General features: G+C 71.6%; 19 protein-coding genes. 13 read left to right on the forward strand and 6 right to left on the reverse strand.

From position 1 onward, the window contains the following. Positions 1–166: 166 nt before the first annotated feature. Genes ACVMLK_RS04195 through ACVMLK_RS04205 form a run of 3 tightly spaced genes read left to right on the forward strand, consistent with a single transcriptional unit; the run spans position 167 to position 4,406 of the window. The gene (locus tag ACVMLK_RS04195) at positions 167–2,377 is read left to right on the forward strand and encodes an RNA degradosome polyphosphate kinase (protein WP_198366323.1); all 2,211 of its coding nucleotides are present in this window, start codon (positions 167–169) and stop codon (positions 2,375–2,377) included. A 55-nt stretch (positions 2,378–2,432) separates the two neighbouring features. Then, positions 2,433–3,911, forward strand: coding sequence for a Ppx/GppA family phosphatase (locus ACVMLK_RS04200; protein WP_198366586.1), 1,479 nt, complete (start codon positions 2,433–2,435; stop codon positions 3,909–3,911). A 21-nt stretch (positions 3,912–3,932) separates the two neighbouring features. Next, entirely contained in the window at positions 3,933–4,406 is a 474-nt protein-coding gene (locus ACVMLK_RS04205) for a DUF805 domain-containing protein (RefSeq protein ID WP_457485720.1), read from the forward strand. 108 nt (positions 4,407–4,514) lie between these two features. On the opposite strand, the gene rnd is transcribed toward ACVMLK_RS04205, so the two are convergent. Further along, a complete protein-coding gene (rnd, locus tag ACVMLK_RS04210) occupies positions 4,515–5,699 on the reverse strand; it encodes a ribonuclease D (RefSeq protein ID WP_457485721.1) in 1,185 nt (394 codons plus the stop codon). A gap of 164 nt (positions 5,700–5,863) precedes the next feature. Here rnd and aspS point away from each other — a divergent pair, with 164 nt between their 5' ends. After that, positions 5,864–7,666 (forward strand): aspartate--tRNA ligase, encoded by a 1,803-nt coding sequence (aspS, locus tag ACVMLK_RS04215; RefSeq protein WP_198366325.1) that lies wholly within the window; start codon positions 5,864–5,866, stop codon positions 7,664–7,666. A 92-nt stretch (positions 7,667–7,758) separates the two neighbouring features. Beyond that, positions 7,759–8,643, forward strand: coding sequence for an EipB family protein (locus ACVMLK_RS04220; protein ID WP_457485722.1), 885 nt, complete (start codon positions 7,759–7,761; stop codon positions 8,641–8,643). 37 nt (positions 8,644–8,680) lie between these two features. Here the strand turns inward: ACVMLK_RS04220 and ACVMLK_RS04225 are convergent, their stop codons facing one another. Both ACVMLK_RS04225 and ACVMLK_RS04230 read right to left on the reverse strand, forming a co-directional pair. Beyond that, the gene (locus ACVMLK_RS04225; RefSeq protein WP_422922860.1) at positions 8,681–9,691 is read right to left on the reverse strand and encodes an asparaginase; all 1,011 of its coding nucleotides are present in this window, start codon (positions 9,689–9,691) and stop codon (positions 8,681–8,683) included. Between the two features lie 68 nt (positions 9,692–9,759). Further along, the gene (locus ACVMLK_RS04230; protein WP_457485723.1) at positions 9,760–11,166 is read right to left on the reverse strand and encodes an MATE family efflux transporter; all 1,407 of its coding nucleotides are present in this window, start codon (positions 11,164–11,166) and stop codon (positions 9,760–9,762) included. 138 nt (positions 11,167–11,304) lie between these two features. Here ACVMLK_RS04230 and ACVMLK_RS04235 point away from each other — a divergent pair, with 138 nt between their 5' ends. The 8 genes from ACVMLK_RS04235 to ACVMLK_RS04270 all read left to right on the forward strand — a co-directional run bounded on the left by ACVMLK_RS04235 (position 11,305) and on the right by ACVMLK_RS04270 (position 17,438). Next, positions 11,305–11,610: a hypothetical protein gene (locus tag ACVMLK_RS04235; RefSeq protein WP_198366329.1), complete on the forward strand. Its 306-nt coding sequence runs from the start codon at positions 11,305–11,307 to the stop codon at positions 11,608–11,610. Between the two features lie 102 nt (positions 11,611–11,712). Then, entirely contained in the window at positions 11,713–12,765 is a 1,053-nt protein-coding gene (locus ACVMLK_RS04240) for an alpha/beta hydrolase (RefSeq protein WP_457485724.1), read from the forward strand. Positions 12,766–12,963: 198 nt separating this feature from the next. Beyond that, a complete protein-coding gene (locus tag ACVMLK_RS04245; protein WP_198366331.1) occupies positions 12,964–13,170 on the forward strand; it encodes a cold-shock protein in 207 nt (68 codons plus the stop codon). 208 nt (positions 13,171–13,378) lie between these two features. Beyond that, the gene (locus tag ACVMLK_RS04250; RefSeq protein WP_457485725.1) at positions 13,379–13,579 is read left to right on the forward strand and encodes a hypothetical protein; all 201 of its coding nucleotides are present in this window, start codon (positions 13,379–13,381) and stop codon (positions 13,577–13,579) included. A 48-nt stretch (positions 13,580–13,627) separates the two neighbouring features. Beyond that, entirely contained in the window at positions 13,628–13,867 is a 240-nt protein-coding gene (locus tag ACVMLK_RS04255; RefSeq protein WP_198366333.1) for a hypothetical protein, read from the forward strand. A 95-nt stretch (positions 13,868–13,962) separates the two neighbouring features. After that, positions 13,963–15,744, forward strand: a complete 1,782-nt coding sequence (locus tag ACVMLK_RS04260) for an IlvD/Edd family dehydratase (protein ID WP_198366334.1) — start codon at positions 13,963–13,965, stop codon at positions 15,742–15,744. A gap of 39 nt (positions 15,745–15,783) precedes the next feature. Beyond that, on the forward strand, positions 15,784–16,533 hold the full coding sequence (locus ACVMLK_RS04265; protein WP_457485726.1) for an SDR family oxidoreductase: 750 nt from the start codon (positions 15,784–15,786) through the stop codon (positions 16,531–16,533). A gap of 62 nt (positions 16,534–16,595) precedes the next feature. Beyond that, on the forward strand, positions 16,596–17,438 hold the full coding sequence (locus tag ACVMLK_RS04270; protein WP_457485727.1) for a fumarylacetoacetate hydrolase family protein: 843 nt from the start codon (positions 16,596–16,598) through the stop codon (positions 17,436–17,438). Positions 17,439–17,465: 27 nt separating this feature from the next. On the opposite strand, the gene pncA is transcribed toward ACVMLK_RS04270, so the two are convergent. Genes pncA through ACVMLK_RS04285 form a run of 3 tightly spaced genes read right to left on the reverse strand, consistent with a single transcriptional unit; the run spans position 17,466 to position 22,397 of the window. After that, positions 17,466–18,110 (reverse strand): bifunctional nicotinamidase/pyrazinamidase, encoded by a 645-nt coding sequence (gene pncA / locus ACVMLK_RS04275; RefSeq protein ID WP_457485728.1) that lies wholly within the window; start codon positions 18,108–18,110, stop codon positions 17,466–17,468. Between the two features lie 34 nt (positions 18,111–18,144). Then, complete coding sequence (locus ACVMLK_RS04280; protein ID WP_198366338.1) at positions 18,145–19,068, reverse strand: response regulator; 924 nt, start codon at positions 19,066–19,068, stop codon at positions 18,145–18,147. After that, on the reverse strand, positions 19,065–22,397 hold the full coding sequence (locus tag ACVMLK_RS04285; protein WP_457485729.1) for a hybrid sensor histidine kinase/response regulator: 3,333 nt from the start codon (positions 22,395–22,397) through the stop codon (positions 19,065–19,067). The genes ACVMLK_RS04280 and ACVMLK_RS04285 overlap by 4 nt, the downstream gene beginning before the upstream one ends. Between the last annotated feature and the right edge of the window lie 12 nt (positions 22,398–22,409).

Raw genomic sequence — 22,409 nt, forward strand, 5'->3', positions numbered from 1 at the left:
CGCCCGGCTGGACCGCGCCGCCCTGGCCGCCGGGGGCGCCGTGACCCGGGCCCTGGCCCGCGCCGCGCTCGCCGACTGGCCCGGCTTCGAGCCTCTCGATGACGTTTCCATGGAATCCGGCGAGGCCGGCTCCCTCGACACGCCGGCGCTGTTGTAGTCTCGCCCCATGGACGCCCCAGACGCCACCCTCCCCGCCGATGCGGAACCGCCCGCCGAGGCCGCCGCCATCGCCACCTCGCCCGAGCGGTTCATCAACCGCGAGCTCTCCTGGCTGGACTTCAACGCCCGGGTGCTGGAGGAGGCGGCCAATCCGCAGCACCCGCTGCTGGAACGGCTGCGCTTCGTCGCCATCTCGGCCTCGAACCTGGACGAGTTCTATTCGGTGCGCGTCGCCGGGCTGGTCGGGCAGGAGCGCTCGGGCATCCTGCCGGCCTCCCCGGACGGGCTGACGCCGGGCCAGCAGCTGGTCGCCATCCATGCCCGCGCCGCGGCGCTGATCGACGAGCAGCAGGCGACCTGGCGCGAGCTGCGCGCCCGCATCCGCGAGGCGGGCATCAGCGTCGCCGGCATCGAGGAGCTGTCGGAGGCGGACCGCGCCTGGCTCGAGAGCTGGTTCCTGGAGCGCGTCTTCCCGGTGCTGACGCCGCTGGCCGTCGATCCGGCGCATCCCTTTCCCTTCATCAGCAACCTGGCGCTCTGCATGGTGCTGAAGCTGGTGCGGGAGGAGGATGGCGGCACCATGCGCGCCCTGCTGCCGCTGCCGCCGCAGATCGAGCGCTTCGTCCGCCTGCCGCCGGCCGATGACGCGCCGCAGATCACCCCCGGCACCGGGCCGATCCGCTTCGTCGTGCTCGAGGACCTGATCACCCTCTTCCTGCCGCGCCTCTTCCCAGGCTTCATCAATGCCGAGCAGGGGCTGTTCCGGCTGATCCGCGACACCGACGTGGAGTTCGAGGAGGAGGCGGAGGATCTGGTCCGCTCCTATGAGAGCGCGCTGAAGCGGCGCCGGCGCGGCCGCGCCATCCAGCTCTCGGTCGATGCCGGCATGCCGGCCGATCTGGTGGATTTCGTGGTCGAGGAGCTGGACGCGCCGCGCGCCGAGATCTTCGTCGTCGACGGGCTGCTCGGCATGGCCGACCTCAAGCAGCTGATCGTCGACGACCGGCCCGATCTGCTGTTCACGCCCTATACGCCGCGCTTCCCCGAGCGCATCCTGGATTTCGGCGGCGACTGCTTCGCGGCGATCCGCGCCAAGGACATCGTCGTCCACCACCCCTACGAATCCTTCGATGTGGTGGTGCAGTTCCTGCGGCAGGCGGCGCGCGACCCGAATGTCGTGGCCATCAAGCAGACGCTCTACCGCACCAGCCGCGTCAGCCCGATCGCCCGCGCGTTGATCGAGGCGGCCGAGATGGGCAAGTCCGTCACCGCCATGGTGGAGCTGAAGGCTCGCTTCGACGAGGAGCGCAACATCGCGCTGGCGCGCGAGCTGGAGGCGGCCGGGGTGCAGGTCGTCTATGGCTTCGTCGATCTCAAGACCCATGCCAAGGTCAGCCTGGTGGTGCGGCGCGAGGGCGGCTCGCTGCGCTCCTACGCGCATTTCGGCACCGGCAACTACCACCCCGTCACGGCGCGCATCTACACCGACCTCAGCTACTTCACCGCCGACCCGGCGCTGACGCGGGACGCGCAGAAGCTGTTCAACTACATGACCGGCTACGCCCGCCCCGAGACGATGGAGAAGCTGGCCTTCTCGCCGCTGACCATCCGCCCCTCGATCCTCGGCCTGATCGAGCAGGAGATCGCCTTCGCGCGGGAGGGCAAGGCGGCGCAGATCTGGCTCAAGATGAACTCCCTGGTCGACCAGCAGCTGATCGACGCGCTCTACCGCGCCAGCCAGGCGGGGGTCAGGATCGACTGCGTGGTGCGCGGCATCTGCTGCCTGCGCCCCGGCGTGCCGGGCCTCTCCACCAATATCCGGGTGAAGTCGATCGTCGGCCGCTTCCTGGAGCATTCGCGCATCCTGGTCTTCGGCAACGGCCACCGGCTGCCCTCGCGCCGGGCGCGGGTCTTCATCTCCTCGGCCGACTGGATGGCGCGCAACATGGACTGGCGGGTCGAGACCATGGTGCCGGTCGAGAACGCGACCGTGCATGCGCAGATCCTCGATCAGATCATGGTGACCAATCTGCGGGACACCGAGCAATCCTGGCAGCTGAGGCCGGACGGTTCCTGGCGGCGCCTGCATCCGGGGGCGCAACCGGTGTCCGCCCACGAGTATTTCATGACCAACCCGTCGCTGTCCGGCCGGGGCAGCGCCCTGCAGCGGACCGCCGCCCGCGCGCGCCGGCGGCAGGACCGTGTCTCCCAGGACTGACTCCACAGAAGGAAGCCCGCGTTTGGATCTGCCGCATATCGCCGCCGCCGTGGGAATGGGGCCGGATGCCCGCTGCGGCATCGTCGACCTTGGCTCGAATTCCGTGCGTCTGGTGGTCTTCGAGGGGCGCGGGCGGAACCCGGCCGCCATCTTCAACGAGAAGGCGGTCCTGGGTCTCGGCCGGGGGTTGCAGACCACGGGGCGGCTGAACGAGGAGGCGGTGCCGCAGGCGCTGATGGTGCTGGAGCGTTACCACGCCGTGGCGCGCGCCATGGGGGCGGCGCCGCTGGAGGTGCTGGCCACCGCCGCGGTGCGCGATGCCGAGAACGGTCCCGCCTTCGCCGCCGCCCTGGCCGAGCGGATGCCGGGCGTGCCGGTCAAGATCCTGAACGGGCAGGAGGAGGCGGCCTATTCCGCCGAGGGGGTGCTGCTGGGCTTTCCCCAGGCGGACGGCATCCTGGGCGATCTCGGCGGCGGCTCGCTGGAGGTGGTGGAGCTGACCCAGGGCCGCGCCGGGGCCAGCGAGTCCCTGCCGCTCGGCGCCATCCGCCTCTCCGACCGCGCCGGCGGCGATGTCGGCCGGGCGCGCGGCATCGCCGAGGCCGAGCTGGGCCGGCTGCCCTGGCTGGCGCATGGCAAGGACCGCGACCTTTACCTGGTGGGCGGCGCCTGGCGCGCGCTGGCCAAGATCCACATCGCGCAGACCTCCTATCCGCTGTCCATCGTGCATCATTACGTGCTGCGGCGGGAGGAGGCGCGCGACCTCTGCGGCCTGGTGGCGGCGGCGACGCGGCGGACCCTCGAGAAGCTGCCCGGGGTTCCCTCCAAGCGGCTCCAGGACCTGCCCTTCGCCGCCGTGGCGCTGCGCCGCCTGCTGCGCGCCACCGGCGCCTGCCGCGTCGTCTTCAGCGCCAACGGGCTGCGGGAAGGCTGGTATGCCCGCCACCTGGCGCCCGAGGTGCGGCGCGAGGACCCGCTGCTGGCCGCCGGGCGCGAGATGGCGGCGCGCTACGGGCGCGACACGGCCCTGCCCCTCGCGCTCGCCGCCTGGACCGCGCCGCTCTTCCCCGAGGAGCGCCCGGCCGAGGCGGCGCTGCGCGAGGCGGCCTGCTGGCTGTCCGACATCGGCAGCCACGACCATCCGGACTATCGCGCCGAGCAGTCCTTCCTGCGCGTGCTGCGCCAGCCGGGCATCGGCCTCGACCACCACGAGCGCGCCTTTCTCGCCCTGGTGGTGGCGCTGCGCTACGAGCCCGAGCTGGCCGCCCCCTGGCTGGCCACGGCGCGCATCCTGCTGGACAGCGTGACGCTGCGCCGGGCGGAGGTGCTGGGGGCGGCGCTGCGCCTCGCCTATACGCTTTCGGGCGGCACGCCGGCGCTGCTGGGCGAGGCGCGGCTGGAGATGACCGGCGAGGAGCTTCGCCTGCGGCTGGTGCAGGGGGGTGGCGTCTTCGCCGGGGACAGCGTGCAACGCCGCGTCGAGGCCCTGGCGGCGGCGCTCGGCCTGACCGCGGTGGTGGAACTGGCGGCCTGAGGCGCGGGCGGAGGGCGTCTGATGGCGCGGATCGGCCGGGGGCTCGGAGGGGCGCTCGGAGACTGGATCAGCTTCCGGGGCCGGATCCCGCTCGGCCGCTACTGGCTGACCTATGTGCTGCCCCTGACCGCGCTCCAGCTCGCCGCCATCCTGGCCGATATCCTGCTGTTCGGCTGGAACGCGCGGAGCCTGGGGCCGGAGATCGTGCCGACGGCCCGTGCGGCGCTGGAGGGGACCTATCGGCTCCACGCCACCACGCTGACGCTGCAAGGACCCCTCTCGGGTCTCTGGTGGTGGGTCTCGCTGGTGCCCGGCTTCGCCGGCATGACGAAGCGCTGGCACGACCGTGGCGCCAGCGGCTGGTGGAGCCTGCTGTTGCTGGTACCGGTGCTGGGCTGGATCTGGGTCTTCGTCAGCCTGTGTTGCCGCGATGGCCGGCGCGGCCCCAACCGCTATGGGCCCGACCCTCTGGAGCCGGCGCCGCCGGCGGCCTGACGGATCCCCCCCTCACGGCCGAGGCCCCGCGGCAGTCCCGGCCTGGAACGTCTGTTTTTCTCGAGCGTCCTCACCCGATCCGGTGATTCCACCGGATCGGGTTCCGCTCTAGCTCGGGATCAGCTTGACCTTGCGGCCCTCGACGCCCAGGGCCAGCCGCCCGCTCTTCAGCGACACCGCCGCCTGGCCGAAGATCTGGCGCCGCCAGCCATGCAGGGCGGGGATCTGCGGCTCCGCCTCGGTGGCCAGCCGCTCCAGCTCGTCGCTGCTGGCGATAAGGCGCGGGGCGACATGATGCTCCTCGGCCTTGGCCGCCAGCAGGACCTTGAGCAGCGCGATCAGCGCCGGCGAGGCCGGCGGACCCTGGCGGTTGTCGCGCTGCGCCTCGGGCAGTTGGGCCTCCGGCAAATCGCGGGCCGCGGCCAGCGCGGCCAGCAGACCGGCCCCGGCCTTGCCGTCGGCGAAGCCCTTGCTGATGCCCCGCGCGCGGGACAGTTCGGCGGGGGAGGCGGGGCTGGTGGCGGCGATCTCCAGCAAGGTCTCGTCCCGCACCAGCCGCTGGCGCGGGATGTTCACCCGCTGGGCCTCCCGCTCGCGCCAGGCGGCGGCGGCGCGCACGGCGGCGAGGAAGCGGCGGTTGCCGCTGCGGGGCTTCAGCCGTTCCCAGGCGCTCTCCGGGTCCTGGCGGTAGGTGGCGGGGTCGGTCAGCTCCGCCATCTCCTCGGCCACCCAGGAGAGCCGGCCCTCCTCGGTCAGGCGCTCGACCAGCGCCGTATAGACCCGGCGGAGGTGGGTGACATCGGCCGCCGCATAGGCGATCTGCGCGGCGGAGAGGGGGCGCGCCGACCAGTCGGAGAAGCGGTGCGCCTTGTCGATCGAGGCATTGGCGAGGCCGCGCACCAGGCTGTCATAGCTCGCCTGGTCGCCGAAGCCGGCCACCATGGCGGCGATCTGCGTGTCGAAGAGGGGGCGGGGCGGGGCGCCGAAGCGGAGGATGCAGATCTCCACATCCTGCCGCGCCGCGTGGAACACTTTCGTGACCTTCGGATCGGCCAGGAGCTCGCCGAGGGGGGCGAGGTCCAGCCCCTCGGCCTGGGCGTCGATCACGGCGACATCCCAGGCGCCGCCGAGCTGCACGACGCAGAGCTCCGGCCAATAGGTCTTCTCCCGCATGAATTCGGTGTCGACCGTGACGAAGGGCTCCTCGCGCAGGCGCGCGCAGAGCGCGGCGAGGTCCTCGGTACGGGTGATCAGGACGGGGTCGGCGTCCTGGGCCTGGCTGCGTCGGCTCATTGTCAGCGTTCTAGCGAAGCGCGCGGGCGGCGCAAAGTCCGGCCCTGGCCGGACCGATTCGCCAGGCGGCGCAACTCGCCCTTGACAGGGGGCCGCCCGGCGCCCCTTCTGCGGCCCTTTCCGACTGACGCCGCGTCCTTATCCAGCCTGGGGTTTACCGACCGATGCACGCCTACCGCACCCACACCTGCGGCGCGCTGCGCGCCAGCGACGCGGGGCAGACCGCCCGCCTTTCCGGCTGGGTGCACCGCAAGCGCGACCATGGCGGGCTGCTGTTCATCGACCTGCGCGACCATTACGGCATGACCCAGTGCGTCTTTCCCTCCGGCTCGGAGGTCTTCGCGGCGGCCGACGCGGTGCGGCCCGAGAGCGTGATCACCGTCACCGGCGAGGTGGTGGCGCGCGAGGCGGGCACGGTGAACGACAGGCTGCCGACCGGCGCCATCGAGCTGCGGGTGAAGGCGCTGGAGGTGCAGAGCCCGGCCGAGGTGCTGCCGATCCAGGTGGCGGGCGAGCAGGAGTTCCCCGAGGAGCTGCGGCTGAAGTACCGCTTCCTCGACCTGCGGCGGGAGAAGCAGCACCGCAACATGATGCTGCGGGCGGGCGTCATCGCCTCGATCCGGCGGCGGATGATCGAGCAGGGCTTCACCGAGTTCCAGACGCCGATCCTGACCGCCAGCAGCCCGGAGGGCGCGCGCGACTTCCTGGTGCCTTCGCGGAACCACCCCGGCACCTTCTACGCCCTGCCGCAGGCGCCGCAGCAGTTCAAGCAGCTGGCGATGGTGGCGGGCTTCGACCGCTACTTCCAGATCGCGCCCTGCTTCCGCGACGAGGCCTCCCGCGCCGACCGCAGCCCGGGCGAGTTCTACCAGCTCGACTTCGAGATGAGCTTCGTCACCCAGGAGGACGTCTTCGCGGCGATCGAGCCGGTGATGCAGGGCGTGTTCGAGGAGTTCGGCGGCGGGCGCAAGGTGACGCAGGCGCCGTTCCCGCGCATCGCCTATGACACCGCCATGCTGGATTACGGCTCCGACAAGCCCGACCTGCGCAACCCGCTGAAGATCACCGACGTCACCGAGAGCTTCCGCGAATCCGGCTTCGGCCTCTTCGCCAGGGTGGTGGCCTCGGGCGGCATCGTCCGCGCCATTCCGGCCCCGGGCGCCGCCGCCAACCCGCGCGGCTTCTTCGACAAGCTGAACGAGTGGGCGCGCGCCGAGGGCGCCGGCGGCCTCGGCTACATCCAGTTCGCCGAGGACGGGCCGAAGGGCCCGATCGCCAAGAACCTGGAAGCCGACCGCGTCGAGGCGATCCGGAGCGCCTGCGGCCTGAAGCCGGGCGATGCCGTCTTCTTCGCCGCCGGCAAGGCGGACGAGACGCCGAAATTCGCCGGCAAGGTGCGGACGAAGCTGGGCGAGGAGCTGAAGCTGATCGAGGAGGGCGAGTTCCGCTTCTGCTGGATCGTCGACTTCCCGATGTACGAGCTGAACGAGGAGACCGGGCGGGTCGATTTCAGCCACAACCCCTTCTCCATGCCGCAGGGCGGGCTGGAGGCGCTGAACACGATGGACCCGCTGGAGATCAAGGCCTTCCAGTACGACATCGTCTGCAACGGCATCGAGCTCTCCTCCGGCGCCATCCGCAACCACCGCCCCGACATCATGGTCCGCGCCTTCGAGATCGCCGGCTACACGGCGGCCGATGTCGAGGCCCGCTTCGGCGGCATGCTGAACGCCTTCCGCTACGGGGCGCCGCCGCATGGCGGCTCGGCCCCCGGCATCGACCGCATGGTGATGCTGCTGGCCGACGAGCCGAACATCCGCGAGGTCATCCTGTTTCCGCTGAACCAGCAGGGGCAGGACCTGATGATGGGCGCGCCCTCTCCGGTCGAGCCGGCGCGGCTTAAAGAACTGTCCATCAAGCTCGATCTGCCGCCGGCCAAGGGTGCCGCGGTGCCGAAGGCTTCCTAACTCTGCATGACGCCCGCGCGGCACCCGCCGCGTGGCCTGCCTGACGATGCCCGGCGGCACCCCCGCCGGGCCAGCCCGAGAAGGACTTGCAGATGCGGCTGAGCGACGCCCTGGCCGGGGCCACCTTCCTCTCCGCCCCCGTCTCCGCCCCGGCCTTGCTGGCCCTGGCGCTGGCGGCCCTGCCCGCGGCCCCCGCGGCGGCGCCGCCACCGGCCGTGGCGGCCGCCGCCGCCGCCCTGCCCGGCAGTGAGGCCATGGCGCCGCACCGTGCCGCCTACCGCCTGTCGCTCGACAGGGCGCGGCAGGGGAGGGAGGTGGTGCAGGCCGATGGCGCCATGCTCTTCGAGGTGCTGGACGCCTGCGACGGCTGGACCACGCGCCAGCGCCTGCAGCTCACGGTGATCGACCGCGCCGGCCAGACGGTGGAGACCGCCTCCGACTACTCCACCTGGGAGAGCAAGGATGGCCGGCGCCTGCGCTACACCCTGACGCAGTCGGCGCAGGGGGCGGTGACGCAGCGCATTTCCGGCGAGGCCGAGCTGGACGGCGAGAAGGGAGGCACCGCCCGCTACGAATCGCCGGCCGCGCAGCAGGTGGCGCTGCCCCCCGGCACGCTGCTGCCCATGTCGCACACCATCCGGGCGCTCGAGATGGCGCGCTCGGGCCAGCGGATGCTGGTGGCGCCGCTCTTCGATGGCACCAGCGAGGACGGCGCGCAGGACAGCACTACCCTGCTCTCGCCCTGGACGAAGCCGCTCGCCGAGCCGCGCTTCGCCCTGCTGAAGGGCCAGGACAGCGCCCGGATGCGCATCGCCTTCTTCTCCCGCGAGGCGGCGGCAGGCGCCAGCGCGCCGGAATACGAGGTCGGGCTGCGCTACTTCGCCAATGGCGTGGCCGACGAGATGAAGATGGATTTCGGCGACTTCGCCGTGGACGCGCTGATGCAGAGCCTGGACCCGGTGCCGGCCGCCTGCTGAGGTCCGGCGCCGGGGAGCCCCCGACACCCCGGCGCCTTCAGTAGGTCGCGAAGATCCGCTCGATCTCCGCCGGGTCGCGCGTCACGGTCAGCGCATAGGCCAGCAGGATACGCGCCTTCTGCGGCGTCAGGTTGTCGGCCGCCAAGATGCCGCCCTCGCGCATCCTGTGGCCGCGCACCACGCGGCCGCTGCCGACACGGGTGGATTGCACCACGGCCACGCCCTCCTTCACCGCCTCGGCCAGCGCCTCGGCCTCGGCCGGGGTGGGCGCGCCCGGCGCGAAGCCGGCGCTGACGATGCCCCGGGCGCCGGCCGCCACGAAGGCGCGGATCGCCGTGCCGTCGGCATCGGCGTGGGAATAGGCGATGTCCACCCGCGGCAGGGCGGCCAGGCCCGCCAGGTCGAATTCGGTGTCCGGCGCGGCGCGGCGCAGCGGCTTGCGGTAGAACACCACCCGGTCGCCATCCGCCTGGCCGAGGGCGCCGAAATCCGGGGTGCGGAAGGTCTGCATCCGCCAGGTCGAGGTCTTGGAGACGTCGCGCGCGGCGTGGATCTCGTCGTTCAGCAGGGTCAGCACGCCGAGGCCGCGCGCCTCCGGGCTGGCCGCGGTGCGGACGGCGTTCAGCAGGTTCATCGGCATGTCGGTGGAGAGGCCGGAGGCCGGGCGTTGCGCGCCGACCATGACCACCGGCACCGCGACCCGGAGGCCGAGGGAGAGGGCATAGGCGGTCTCCTCCAGCGAGGAGGTGCCATGGCCGATGACGATGCCGGCGAGGTCCGGGATCTCGGCCACGGCGCGGGCGCATTCCCGCGCCATGCCCTGCCACTCGCGGAAGCCGATCCGGCTGGAGATCAGGGCGCTGAAGGGGCGGGCCACCACCTCGGCGACCATGGCGAGTTCCGGCACTCGCGCCAGGATCTCCTCCGCCCCCATGACCTTGCCGAGCACGCCGTAGTCTTGGATGTCCAGCGGATCGCGGCCGAGCGAGGCCATGGTGCCGCCGGTGCCGATGAAGGCGACCTTGGGCTTGGGGGCGGTAGCGGTCATATCCGGCATCCTGGCTGCGGAGACAGAGCCAAGCTGTAGGCCGGACGGGGCGGGGCCGGAAGAGGGCGTCAGGCCGGGCGCGGTGCCAGGTGGCGGGCCCGCAGGCCGCCCCGCCGCGCCATGCGGGACCAGCGCAGCGTCATCAGCACCGCCACCATCGCCAGCCCCGAGGCCAGGCCGATCCAGACGCCGAGCGGCCCCCAGCCGGCGGGGAAGCCGAGGCCGAGGCCGATCGGCAGGCCCAGCCCCCAGTAGCCGAGGGCGGCGAAGAGCATCGGCATGCGGGTGTCCTTCAGCCCGCGCAGGGCTCCGGCGGCCACGGCCTGCACCCCGTCGGCCAGCTGGAACAGGCCGGCCATCATCAGCAGGGTGACGGCGAGGGCGCGCGTCTCCGCCAGATCGGCGGCGAGGAAGAGGCCGGCGATGGCCTCCGGCAACGTCAGCAGCAGCAGCGCCGTCAGCACCATGAAGCCGGCGCCGAGGCCGATGGCGGTCCAGCCGGCGCGCCAGGCCCCCGCGGCGTCGCCGGCCCCGGTGGCGAGGCCGACGCGGGCCGTGGCGGCCTGCCCGATGCCCATCGGCACCATGAAGCAGGCGCTGGCCACCTGCAGCGCCACGGCATGCGCCGCCACGGCGCGCGGGCTGAACCAGCCCATCACCAGCGCGGTGGCGCTGAAGATGCCGATCTCGAGCAGCATCGAGCCGGCGATGGGCAGGCCGACTAGCACGATCTCGCGCATGCGCCGCCAGTCGGCGCGCCAGAAGCGGCCCGCGAGGCGGAAGCGCGACAGCCGCCGGTCCAGGCCGATCCAGAGCGCCAGGCCCAGGAACATGCTGGCATTGGCGGTGGCCGAGGCGATGCCGGCGCCGAGCACGCCGAGCGCCGGCATGCCGAGGCCGCCGGCGACCAGCCCGTAGTCGAGCAGGCCGTTGAGCAGGATCGCGGCACCGGAGATCCAGAGCGCCGGCGCCGGCCGCTGCAGCGCCGCCAGGAAGCCGCGCAGCAGCATGAAGCCGAAGAAGAAGGGCATGCCCCAGAGGAAGGCGCGGTTGTAGATCTGGGCCGCGGCGGCCAGGTCCGGGTCCTGTCCGCTGGCCAGCAGGATGGCGCCCGTGTGCCAGAGGCCGAAGCCAAGCAGGACGAAGATCGGCACGATCAGCCAGAAGGCCTGACGGACGGTGCGCCGCATCTCCCGCATATGCCGCGTCACCCGACCGCGCTCCTGCGCCAGCATGGCCGAGGCGGCGAAGGCGAGGCCGAAGGGCAGTGACATGGCGATGAAGTAGAGGTTGCCGCCGAGCGTGGCCGCGGCGAGCGGGATCTCGCCCAGCTGGCCCAGGAAGAAGGTGTCGGTGAGCACCAGCGCGATCTGCGACAGGTTGGTCAGCGCCAGGGGCCAGGCCAGCGCCAGCATGGCGCGGGCCTCTCCCGCCCAGCTGTCGCGCGGGCGGGGGGGCTTCGGAGTCGTCTGCATAATGCGTGGGCGAGTAGCACAGGATTGAGGCGAAGGCTCGCGACGTTCCCGTGTCCATGGCGAAGGCAGCCCCTGTCGTGCCTGCGGCGTTAGCCTGTGATCGCGGGCTTCCCCGACGGCCAGAAGGAGACACCGAACATGACCGAGAGCGAACTGCTGACGAAGGATTTCCTCAGGGCCGCGGGCGACGAGTTGGCGCGGACCGGCTTCCTGACCGACGAGCACGACTTCGTCCCGCCCGGCGCGCATGTGGCGGGGCATTGCGGCGCCCTGCAGGACGCGCTGCGCGAGGCCGGCAACCCCGTCCGGCTGGAGGAGGTGCCGATCAAGCATCTCTCGCGCGGGCTGCTGGTCTGCCTCTATGACGCCGGGCGCTTCCCCCGCAGGGCGGAGGCCTATCAGGCCATCCATACCTGGCTCGACACGCGCTACGAGCAGTCCTGAGGCACCCGCGCCGCGCCGGGGCTCCCCGGTCCCGCCGGCGATGCTCTAGCCTGCGCCACACGACCGCCCCCGGAGAGGCGGCCGATTCGGGAGGTCTGTGCCATGCTTCGCCGTACCGTGCTTGCCGCCCCCGCGCTCCTGGCCGCGCCGTCGCTGCTCGGCCCGCATCCCGCCGCCGCGCAGCCGGCCGGCGTCACCTTCGAGGAAATGCTGGTCCCGGGCGGCGATCCGGGCATCCAGCTCTATCTGCGCAACAAGCGCGGGGCCTCGGCACCGGCGCGGCCGGACCGCACCGTGCTCTGCGTGCACGGGGCCACCTATCCGGCCAGCACCGGCTTCGACCTGCCGCTCGGCGGCGTCTCCTGGATGGACTACATGGCCGCGCGCGGCTTCGACGTCTGGTGCCTGGACCTGCGGAACTATGGCCGCTCGACGCGCGAGGCGGCGATGGCCCAGCCGGCGGAGGGCGCCGCGCCGCTGACCCCGGGCGAGGTGGCGCTGCGCGACATCGCCGCCGCCGCGGCCTTCATCCGCGAAAGGCGAGGCGTGCCGAAGCTGGTGCATCTCGGCTGGTCCTGGGGCAGTTCGCTGATGGCGCGCTTCACGGCGGAGAATCCGGCGCTGGTCGAGCGGCTCGTGCTCTACGCGCCGCAATGGCTGCGCGAGGGGCCGAGTCCGGCGGCGGCGGGGGCGGCGGAGGCCCTGGGCGCCTATCGTCGCGTCACCCGGGCGCAGGCGCGCGAGCGGTGGCTGAACGGCGTGCCCGAGGCGCGGCGCGGTGCCCTGTTCCCCGCGGGCTGGTACGAGCACTGGGCGGACGCGACCTTCGCGACCGATCCGGAGGGCATGCGGGAGGTGCCCTCGGTGCTGCGCGCGCCGAACGGCGTGCTGGCGGATTCCCGGGCCTTCTGGCAGGCCGGCCGGCCCTGGTACGACCCCGCCGCCATCACCGCCCCCACCCTGATCGTGCTGGCCGAATGGGACCGCGACACGCCCCCCTCCATGGCCCTGGCGCTGTTTCCCCTGCTGACGCGCAGCCCGGGCAAGCGGCTCGTCCTGCTGGGCGAGGGGACGCACGGCATCATGCTGGAGCGCAACCGCGGCGCCCTGTTCCAGGCGGTGCAGCTGTTCCTGGAGGAGGCCGGGCCCGGATAGAGGGGCGGGAATTGTCTTGTGGATCGCCCCGGGCGCCCCTACATTGCAGGTGTCGACTGTTTTGGTTCGGCTTGCTGTCCCAGCTCGCCTATCCCCGCCCCTCGGGGTGGGGCACTGCGTGCCTGGTGCCCGTTCCCATTCGAAGTTGATCCGCCGTGCATGTTGCGCGGTGGCAACGCATTCTGACGGAGCACCGCGATGCCCATCGGTACCGTGAAGTGGTTCAACCCGACCAAGGGTTTTGGTTTCATTCAGCCGGAAGACGGCTCGAAGGATGTGTTCGTGCACATCTCCGACGTCCAGCGCGCCGGCCTGCAGGGCCTGAACGAGGGCGAGCGGGTGGAGTTCGAGATGCAGCGGGGCCGTGAGGGCCGCCTCTCGGCCGGCAATCTGAAGCAGGTCTGAGCCTGGAAGGGGCCGGGGCAGAGCTGGCCCGGCCCGACCCTCCGGCCCGCCGCCGACCGGTGGCGTGGCCGGTTCTCTTCCGCCCCGCGCGGGTGGCATCCACCCCTGGGCGTACCTCTTCCCGGATCGTCGCGTCGCCCCCGTGGGTCGGTTTCCGGCCGCGTCATGGTGCCGTCAGGATACCGGGCGCCAAAGCGGAGACGCGACCATGGCACGCACCCCCAATTACGGCCTTGCCCGGGCTGACCGGAACCGCTCGAAGCAGGACAAGGCCGAGGCCAAGGCGCAGCGGCGCGAGGCCGAGCGCGCCCGTCGCCAGGCCGCGATCGACGCCGGGCTGGACCCCGATCTCGGCGAACCCGTCACACTCGACGCGGAGGATGAAACCTCCAGCCGCGAGGAGCGATAGGCCCTGGCCGGGGCCATGATGGCCCGTGGCATGGCAGGATATCGCGGCATGGCGAAGCAGAACGGCACCTACGTCTTTTTCGACGTCCAGTACGAGGATGGCAGCCGGCGCTCCAACCGCAAGGTCCCGACGGAGCTGCTCGGCGGCCTGGACGGCGACCTGCCGGCGCGCCGCTACATCGAGGCGCAGGACGAGGAGATCTCCAAGGCCTCGGGCCTGCCCCGGCCGGTGATCGCGACGCTGCAGCGCTCGCCGCAGCCCAAGCCCGCCAAGCCGCCCCGGCGCTGATTCTGCCTCCAGCCCACGCCCCTCCAGCCCACGATTGACATAGCGAGGGCCGCGACGGACGCTTCACCCCAGCGGGAGAAGCGGAACCGGACGCCATGGATCAGACCAAGAAGCCTTTCAAGCTGCGCAGCCAGCGCTGGTTCGATGACCCGGAGGATCCGGGCATGACGGCGCTCTACATCGAGCGCTTCCTGAATTTCGGCCTGACGCGCGGCGAGCTTCAGTCGGGCAAGCCGATCATCGGCATCGCCCAGACCGGCAGCGACATCGCCCCCTGCAACCGCCACCACCTCGCGCTGGCGGAGCGGGTGAAGGCCGGTATCCGCGACGCCGGCGGCATCCCGCTGGAATTCCCCATCCACCCGATCCAGGAAACCGGCAAGCGCCCGACGGCGGCGCTCGACCGCAACCTGGCCTATCTGTCGCTGGTCGAGATCCTGCACGGCTATCCTCTGGATGGCGTCGTGCTGACCACGGGCTGCGACAAGACCACCCCCGCCTGCCTGATGGGCGCGGCGACGGTGAACATCCCCGCCATTGTCCTCTCCGGCGGGCCGATGCTGGACGGGCACTGGAAGGGGCGGCTCTCCGGTTCCGGCACCATCGTCTGGGAGGCGCGCAAGCTGCTCGCCGCCGGCGAGATCAATTATGACGGCTTCATGCAGATGGTGGCCTCCTCGGCCACCTCGGTCGGCCACTGCAACACCATGGGCACGGCGCTGTCCATGAACTCGCTGGCCGAGGCGCTCGGCATGTCGCTGCCGGGCTGCGCCTCCATCCCCGCCGCCTATCGCGAACGCGGGCAGATGGCGCATGCGACGGGGATGCGCATCGTCGACATGGTGCGCGAGAACCTGCGCCCCTCCGACATCATGACGCGCGAGGCTTTCGAGAACACCATCGTGCTAGCCAGCGCGATCGGCGCTTCCTCCAACTGCCCGCCGCACCTCGTCGCCATCGCGCGCCACATGGGCGTGGCGCTGACCACGGAAGACTGGCAGACCATCGGCGCCGAGGTCCCGCTGCTGGTGGACTGCCAGCCCGCCGGTCGCTTCCTGGGCGAGATGTTCTATCGCGGCGGCGGCGTGCAGTCGGTGATGAAGGAGCTGGCCGATGCCGGCAAGCTGCATACCGGCGTGAAGACCGTCACCGGGCAGACGCTGGCGGAGGACCTGAAGCGCGCTCCGCTGCCCGACCGCGAGGTCATCCGCCCCTATGCCGAGCCGCTGAAGGAGCAGGCCGGCTTCGTCGTGCTCTCGGGCAATCTCTTCGACAGCGCGGTGATGAAGGTCAGCGTCATCGACGCCGAGTTCCGCAAGCGCTTCCTCTCCAACCCGGAGGACGTGTTCGAGGGCAAGGTGATCGTCTTCGAGGGGCCGGAGGACTACCACGACCGCATCGAGGACCCCGATCTCGGCGTGGACGAGCGCACCGTGCTGGTGATCCGCAACTGCGGCCCCGTGGGCTATCCGGGCAGCGCCGAGGTGGTGAACATGCAGCCCCCCGGCGCCATGATCAAGGCGGGGCTGCAGAGCCTGCCGACCATGGGCGACGGGCGGCAGAGCGGCACCTCCGCATCGCCCTCCATCCTCAACGTCTCGCCGGAAGCGGCCGTCGGCGGCGGCCTCGCGCTGCTGAAGTCGGGCGACCCGATCCGCATCGACCTGAAGACCCGCAAGGTGGACGTGCTCATCCCGGCCGAGGAGCTGGAGGCCCGCCGCGCCGCCTGGACGCCGCCGAAGCTGCAGCACAAGACGCCATGGGAGGAGATCTACCGTTCCATGGTTGGGCAGCTCGGCACCGGCGGCTGCCTGGAGCCGGCGACGCTCTATCTCAACATCCTGGAGACGCGCGGCGAGAGCCGGCACAATCATTGAAGCGCGGCAGGCGTTGAAACGCGGCGGGGAGGAGGAAGGATGGCCGGAAGGCTGCAGGGCAGGCGCTGCTTCGTCACGGCGGCGGGGCAGGGGATCGGACGCTGCGCGGCGCTCGCCTATGCGCGCGAGGGCGCCGCGGTGGTCGCCACGGACCGCGACGCCGCCAAGCTCGAGGGGCTGGCGGCGCACGGCATCACCGCGCTCGCGCTCGACGTGCTCGATGATGCCGCCGTGGAGGCCACCATCCTGGCGAACGGCCCTTTCGACGTGGTGTTCAACTGCGCGGGCTTCGTGCACCAGAACGACGTGCTGAGCTGCACCGATGCCGAATGGGACTTCGCCTTCGCGCTCAACGTCCGGGCACAGTGGAAGGTGATCCGGGCGGCGCTGCCCGGCATGCTGGAGAAGGGGGGCGGGGCCATCGTCAACATGGCCTCCGCCGCCGGCTCGGTGAAGGGCGTCGCCAATCGCTTCGTCTATGGCACGACCAAGGCGGCGGTGGTGGGGCTGACCAAGAGCGTCGCCGCCGATTACGTCGCCAGAGGCATCCGCTGCAACTGCGTCTGCCCCGGCACGGTGGACACACCCTCGCTCGGCGAGCGCATCGCCGCCAACGCCACGGCGGCGGGCGGGCTGGACGCGGCGCGCGCGGCCTTCGTCGCGCGCCAGGCGATGGGCCGGCTCTCGACGCCGGAGGAGATCGCCGAGCTGGTGCTCTATCTCTCGGCGCCCGAATCGGCTTTCGTCACCGCGCAGGCCATCGTCATCGACGGTGGCTGGACGAACTGAACTGGTCTTGTCTGATCGTGCGCCCCACCGTTCGCGGGCGCAGTCAAGGGGAACGCTGCACCATGAAGCTGTTGCGCTATGGCCCGCCCGGCCAGGAGAAGCCCGGCCTGCTCGACGATGCCGGGACGATCCGCGACCTCTCCGCCGAGATTCCCGACCTGGCGGGCGAGGCGCTTTCGGCCGCGGGCCTGGCCAGGCTGGCGTCGCTCGATGTCTCGGCCCTGCCGGCCGTGTCCGGATCGCCCCGCCTCGGGCCGCCGGTCGCGGGGATGAAGAACTTCGTCTGCATCGGCCTGAACTACGCCGACCACGCGGCGGAGACCGGCGCCGCCATTCCGAAGGAGCCGATCATCTTCCTGAAGTCGCTCGGCGCGCTCCAGGGTCCCGATGACGACGTCGTCATCCCGAAGGACAGCGTGAAGACCGACTGGGAGGTCGAGCTGGCCGTCATCATCGGGGAGAAGGCGAAGAACGTCTCCGAGGCGGAGGCGATGGATTTCGTCGCCGGCTACACCATCTGCAACGATGTCTCCGAGCGCGAATGGCAGACCGAGCGCGGCGGCACCTGGGACAAGGGCAAGGGCGCCGACACCTTCGGCCCGCTCGGCCCCTGGCTGGTGACCAAGGACGCGGTGCCGGACGCGCAGAACCTCGCCATGTTCTGCGAGATCGACGGGCACCGCTACCAGGACGGCTCGACGCGCACGATGATCTTCGGCGTGGCCAAGCTGGTCTCCTACGTGTCGCACTTCATCACGCTGCACCCGGGCGATGTCATTACCACCGGCACGCCGCCGGGCGTCGGCATGGGGCAGAAGCCGCCGGTCTTCCTGAAGGCGGGGCAGAGGATCCGCCTCGGCATCGAGGGGCTGGGCGAGCAGAACCAGAAGACGGTGGCGGGCTGACGGCGGGAGGGGGGCCTCCCCCCTCCGCTAACCGGCGAGCGCGTCGCTTCGCAGGAAGCGCACACCCTTCGCGCGCAGCCGCCGCGTCCCTTCCGCCGTCGCCTCCGGCGTGATGCCGCGGCAGGCATCCTCGAGCAGCACCACCGCGTAGCCCAGCTCCGCCGCGTCCTCGGCGCTGAAGTCGGTGCAGTAGCCCCGCGCCAGCCCGGCGATGAAGAGGCGCGTGATGCCACGGGCCTGGAGATAGCTGTGCAGCCCCGTCGCCGTGCGTCGGTCGTTCTCGCGGAACGCCGAATAGCTGTCGATGGCGCGCCGGACGCCCTTGCGCAGGATCATCTGGATGCCGCGCGTCTCCAGCGCCGGATGCAGCGCGGCGCCGGGCGTGCCCTGGACGCAGTGATCGGGCCAGAGCACCTGCTCCCCGTAGGAGAGGGTGACGGTCTCGAAGGGGGCCTTTCCGGGGTGCTGGCTGGCGAAGGAGGCATGGTCGGCCGGGTGCCAGTCCTGGGTCGCGACGATATTGCCGAAGCGCGGCATCAGCCGGTTGATGACCGGCAGCACCGCGTCGCCCTCCGGCACGGGCAGCGCCCCGCCGGGCATGAAGTCCGGCTGCACGTCGACGACAAGCAGCAGGTCGGTGGGCGCGCTGGTGAAGGGGCTGGAGGTCGGCATGGCGGCGCAGCCTGCCACAAGGCCCGGCGGGCGGTCACCCCCCGTCGAGCACCCGCACCGCCAGCGCCGTGGCCGAGGCGCGGTTCTCGACGCCGAGCTTGGCGAAGATCCCCTCCAGGTGCTTGTTCACCGTGCGCGGGCTCATCACCAGGATCTCGGCGATGTCGCGGTTCGACTTGCCGCGGCCGAGCCAGAGCAGCACCTCGGCCTCCCGCGCGGTCAGACCGAGCCGCTCGCGCAGCACCGATTCGGCGCGGCCCGGATCGGTCGCGGTGACGCGCAGCAGCAACTCGTCCGGGGCGATCTGTCCGACATGGTGGAACTCCAGCCGCCGCCCGTCGGCCAGCGCCACCGGGCCGAGGCGCGGCGCCTCGCCCTCGGCCAGCGGCGGCCAACCGGGGAGGCGGGGGCCCGCCGGGCCGGGGGCGATGTCCCCGGCGCCGGCCTCTTCCGGCGGCAGGGCGGCACGCAGCAGGGCGGTGGCCTGCGGCGTGGCCCAGAGCACCAGCCCCTCGCGGTCCACCGCCAGCAGGAAGCGGCCGGCGACATCGAGCGCGGCATGCGCGCTGCGCGTCAGCCGGGCATTGGCCAGGTGCGCGCTGATCCGCGCGAGGACCTCGTCCGGCACCACGGGCTTGATCACGTAGTCGATGCCGCCGGCATCGAAGCCGCGCACCACGTCCTCGCTCTCGGTCAGTCCGGTCATGAAGATGACCGGCACGGAGATCAGGCTCGGCCGGCGCTTCAGGCGGCGGCAGGCCTCGAAACCGTCCATGCCGGGCATCATCGCGTCCATCAGCACGATGTCGGGGGTGATGCGCTCGGTCACGGCCAGGGCGGCGGCGGCGGATTGCGCCACCAGCACCATGTAGCCGGCACCCTCCAGCGTGTCGTTCAGCAGGCCGAGCGTGCCGGGCGCGTCATCCACGACCAGCACGATGTCGCGGCGCTCGATCATGCCTCCTCCTCCGGCAGGGCCGCCAGGAAGGCGTCGAGCCGGTACTCCGAGATGTAGCCGCGCAGCTCGGCGATGGCCGGCGCCGCCTCGGGCGCCTCGGCCTCCAGCGCGTCCAGCCGTTCGCGCAGGCCACCGACATAGCCGATGGCGGCGAGCTGGCGCAGGCTGGCCGCCTGGGCCGGGGTGAGCCGCGCGCCGGCGGCGGCGGGGCGCGGCGGCGGCGTGTCGGCGAAGGTCCAGGTGATGCCGAGCAGCAGGCCGATCTTCTCCAGCAGGGCGGTGAGGGAGACCGGCTTGGGCAGCACGTCGTCATGGTGCCGGCCCTCGCCGCCGGGGCCCAGCTCCAGCGCATTGGCCGAGATCATGACGATCGGCGCTCGCCTCCCCTGCGCCTCGCGCAGCCGGCGGGCCAGCTCCCAGCCGGTCATGCCCGGCATGGCGATATCGAGCAGGAAGAGATCCGGCGCCTCCTCCTCCGCCAGGGCCAGCGCCTCGGCCCCGTCCGCGGCGAGGCGGAGCTGGAAGCCCAGCGGTTGCAGCAGGTCGGAGATCAGGGCGCGGTGCGCGGCATCGTCATCGGCCACCAGCACGCGGAGCGGCCGTGTCGCCGCATCGGCGCGGCCGGTGACGGGCCGTTCCACCTCGGAGGGCAGGGCGCTCTTGCCCGAGAGCAGCAGGCGCACGCGGAAGCGGCTGCCCTCGCCGAGCCGGCTGGTGACGGAGACCTCGCCGCCCATCACCTCGGTCAGCGTCTTGGTGATGGTGAGGCCGAGGCCGACACCGGGTGTCGAGGGCGCATGTGAATTGCCGCCGCGCTGGAAGGGTTCGAAGATGCGCGACAGATCCCCGGGCGCGATGCCGATGCCGGTGTCGATCACCTCGAACTCGGCTACCTCGGAGCGGAAGCGCAGCCGGAAGGTGACGCCGCCCTGGCGGGTGAACTTGATGGCGTTGGAGAGCAGGTTAATCAGGATCTGCCGCAGCCGCCGCTCATCGGTGTGCACGATGTCCGGCAGGCGCGGCGGCGCGTCGAAGATGAAGGCGATGCTCTTGGCCTCGGCCTGGAGGCGCAGCATCTGCACGATCTGGTCGAGGAACTCCGGCAGGCGCACGGCATCGCGGTAGAGCTCGATACGCCCGGCCTCGATCTTGGAGATGTCGAGCAGCCCCTCGATCAGCGCCGCCAGGTGCTCGCCCGAGCGGCGGATGGTGCGCACCCCGTCGCGCCGCCGCTCGGGGATGGCGGCGTCGCGCTCCAGCAGCTGCGCATAGCCCAGGATGGCGTTGAGCGGCGAGCGCAGCTCGTGGGAGATGCCGATGACATAGCGGCTCTTGGCCAGGTTCGCCGCCTCGGCCGCCTCCTTCGCCTCCTGAAGCGCCGCGTCGGTGCGCTGGTGGGCGCGGATCTCGCTCATCAGCAGGCTGGTCTGCCGCCGCGTCTCCTCCTGCGCCACCTTGCGGCTCCCATGCGCCAGCACCAGCGTCCAGGCGACGATGCCGCCGATGACGACGAGGACGAAGAAGGCCTTCCAGAAGGCGGCGTCGAGGTCGGCGCTGGGCCGCGACTGCAGCCGGATGCCGAGGAAGACCAGGCTGATGGTGGCGACGAAGAGCAGGAAGACCACCATGAAGGCGCCGACCGGCGTCGCCAGGCCGCGCAGGAGCGGCGCCGGAAGCAGGGCGCGCAGTGGCGTCATGATCTGCGAGGAAAGCCGCGCATGCGGCTTGCAGCCATCGCCGCAGCGGGCGTCGAGCGAGCAGCAGAGGGAGCAGATCGGCCCCGTGTAGACCGGGCAATAGGCCATGTCGCGGGGCTCGAAGTCATGCTCGCAGATGACGCAGGTCAGCATCGGGCGCGCCGCCCAGGCGGCGCGGGGCCGGCGCGCCAGGTAGAAGCGCCCGCCCGTGGCCCAGGCGATGGCGGGGGCGGCGGCGAAGGCCACGCCGAAGGCGATGAAGGTGGACATCGCCTGCGCCAGCGCGCCCAGGAAACCGTAATAGGCGAGGAAGGAGGCCAGGACCGAGAGCAGCATGGCGCCGACGCCGACGGGGTTCACGTCGTAGAGATGGGCGCGCTTGAACTCGATGCCGGGCGGGCTGAGGCCGAGCGGCTTGTTGATCGCGAGGTCCGCGACCAGCGCCCCCATCCAGGCGGCGGCGACGTTGGAATAGACGAAGAGCACCTGCTCGATGGTGTTGTAGACGCCAAGCTCCATCAGCAGCAGGGCGACGGCGATGTTGAACACCAGCCAGACCACGCGGCCGGGATGGCTGTGCGTCAGCCGCGAGAAGAAGTTGGACCACGCCAGCGAGCCGGCATAGGCGTTGGTGACGTTGATCTTGATCTGCGACAGCGCGACGAAGATGGCGGTCACCGCCAGCACCAGGGTCGGCGAGGCGATCAGCACGCCGAAGGCGAGGCGGTACATCTCGGCCGGCTGCACCGCCTGCGCGGCGGAGAGGCCCGAGCGCAGCGCGGCATAGGCCAGGAAGGAGCCGGCCAGCAGCTTCAGCACATCGAAGGCGATCCAGCCCGGGCCGCCGGCCAGCAGCGCGCCCCACCAGACCCAGCGCCGCTGCGTCGCGCGCGGGGGGAGGAAGCGGATGTAGTCCACCTGTTCGCCGGTCTGGGTGATCAGCGCGAAGAGCACCGAGGCGGCGGCGCCGAAGGCCAGCAGGTCGAAGCCGGCGCGGCCGTTCTCCCCGGCATAGGCCGTCCAGCCCGCGAGCCAGTCGGGATGCGCCAGGATCAGCGCGATCAGCGGCAGGATGTTGAGCACCAGCCAGACCGGCTGGGTCCAGGTCTGCACCCGGCTGATGAAGGTGATGCCGTGGGTGACGAGGGGCACCACGACGGCGGCGCAGAGCAGGTAGCCGAGCCAGAGCGGCACGCCGAAGAAGCTGTCCAGCATGTCTGCCAGGATCACCGCCTCGATGCCGAAGAAGATGAAGGTGAAGCTGGCGTAGATCAGCGAGGTGATGGTGGAGCCGATATAGCCGAAGCCGGCGCCGCGGGTCAGCAGGTCGATGTCCACCCCGGCGCGGGCGGCGTGCAGGCAGATCGGCAGGCTGGCCAGGAAGATCACCACCGAGACGAAGAGGATGGCGGAGACGCTGTTGACGAAGCCATGGGCGACCGTCAGCGCGCCGCCGATGGCCTCCAGGGCGAGGAAGGAGATCGAGCCCAGCGCCGTGTTGGCGACGCGGAAGGCGGACCATTTCCGGGCGCTCTCGGCGGTGAAGCGGAGGGCGTAATCCTCCATCGTCTCGTCGGCGACCCAGCGGTTGTAGTCGCGCCGGATGCGCATGATGCGCTGGCGTGTCGCCATGCGGGGGCCCGT

The sequence above is a fragment of the Teichococcus aerofrigidensis genome (assembly GCF_054073225.1).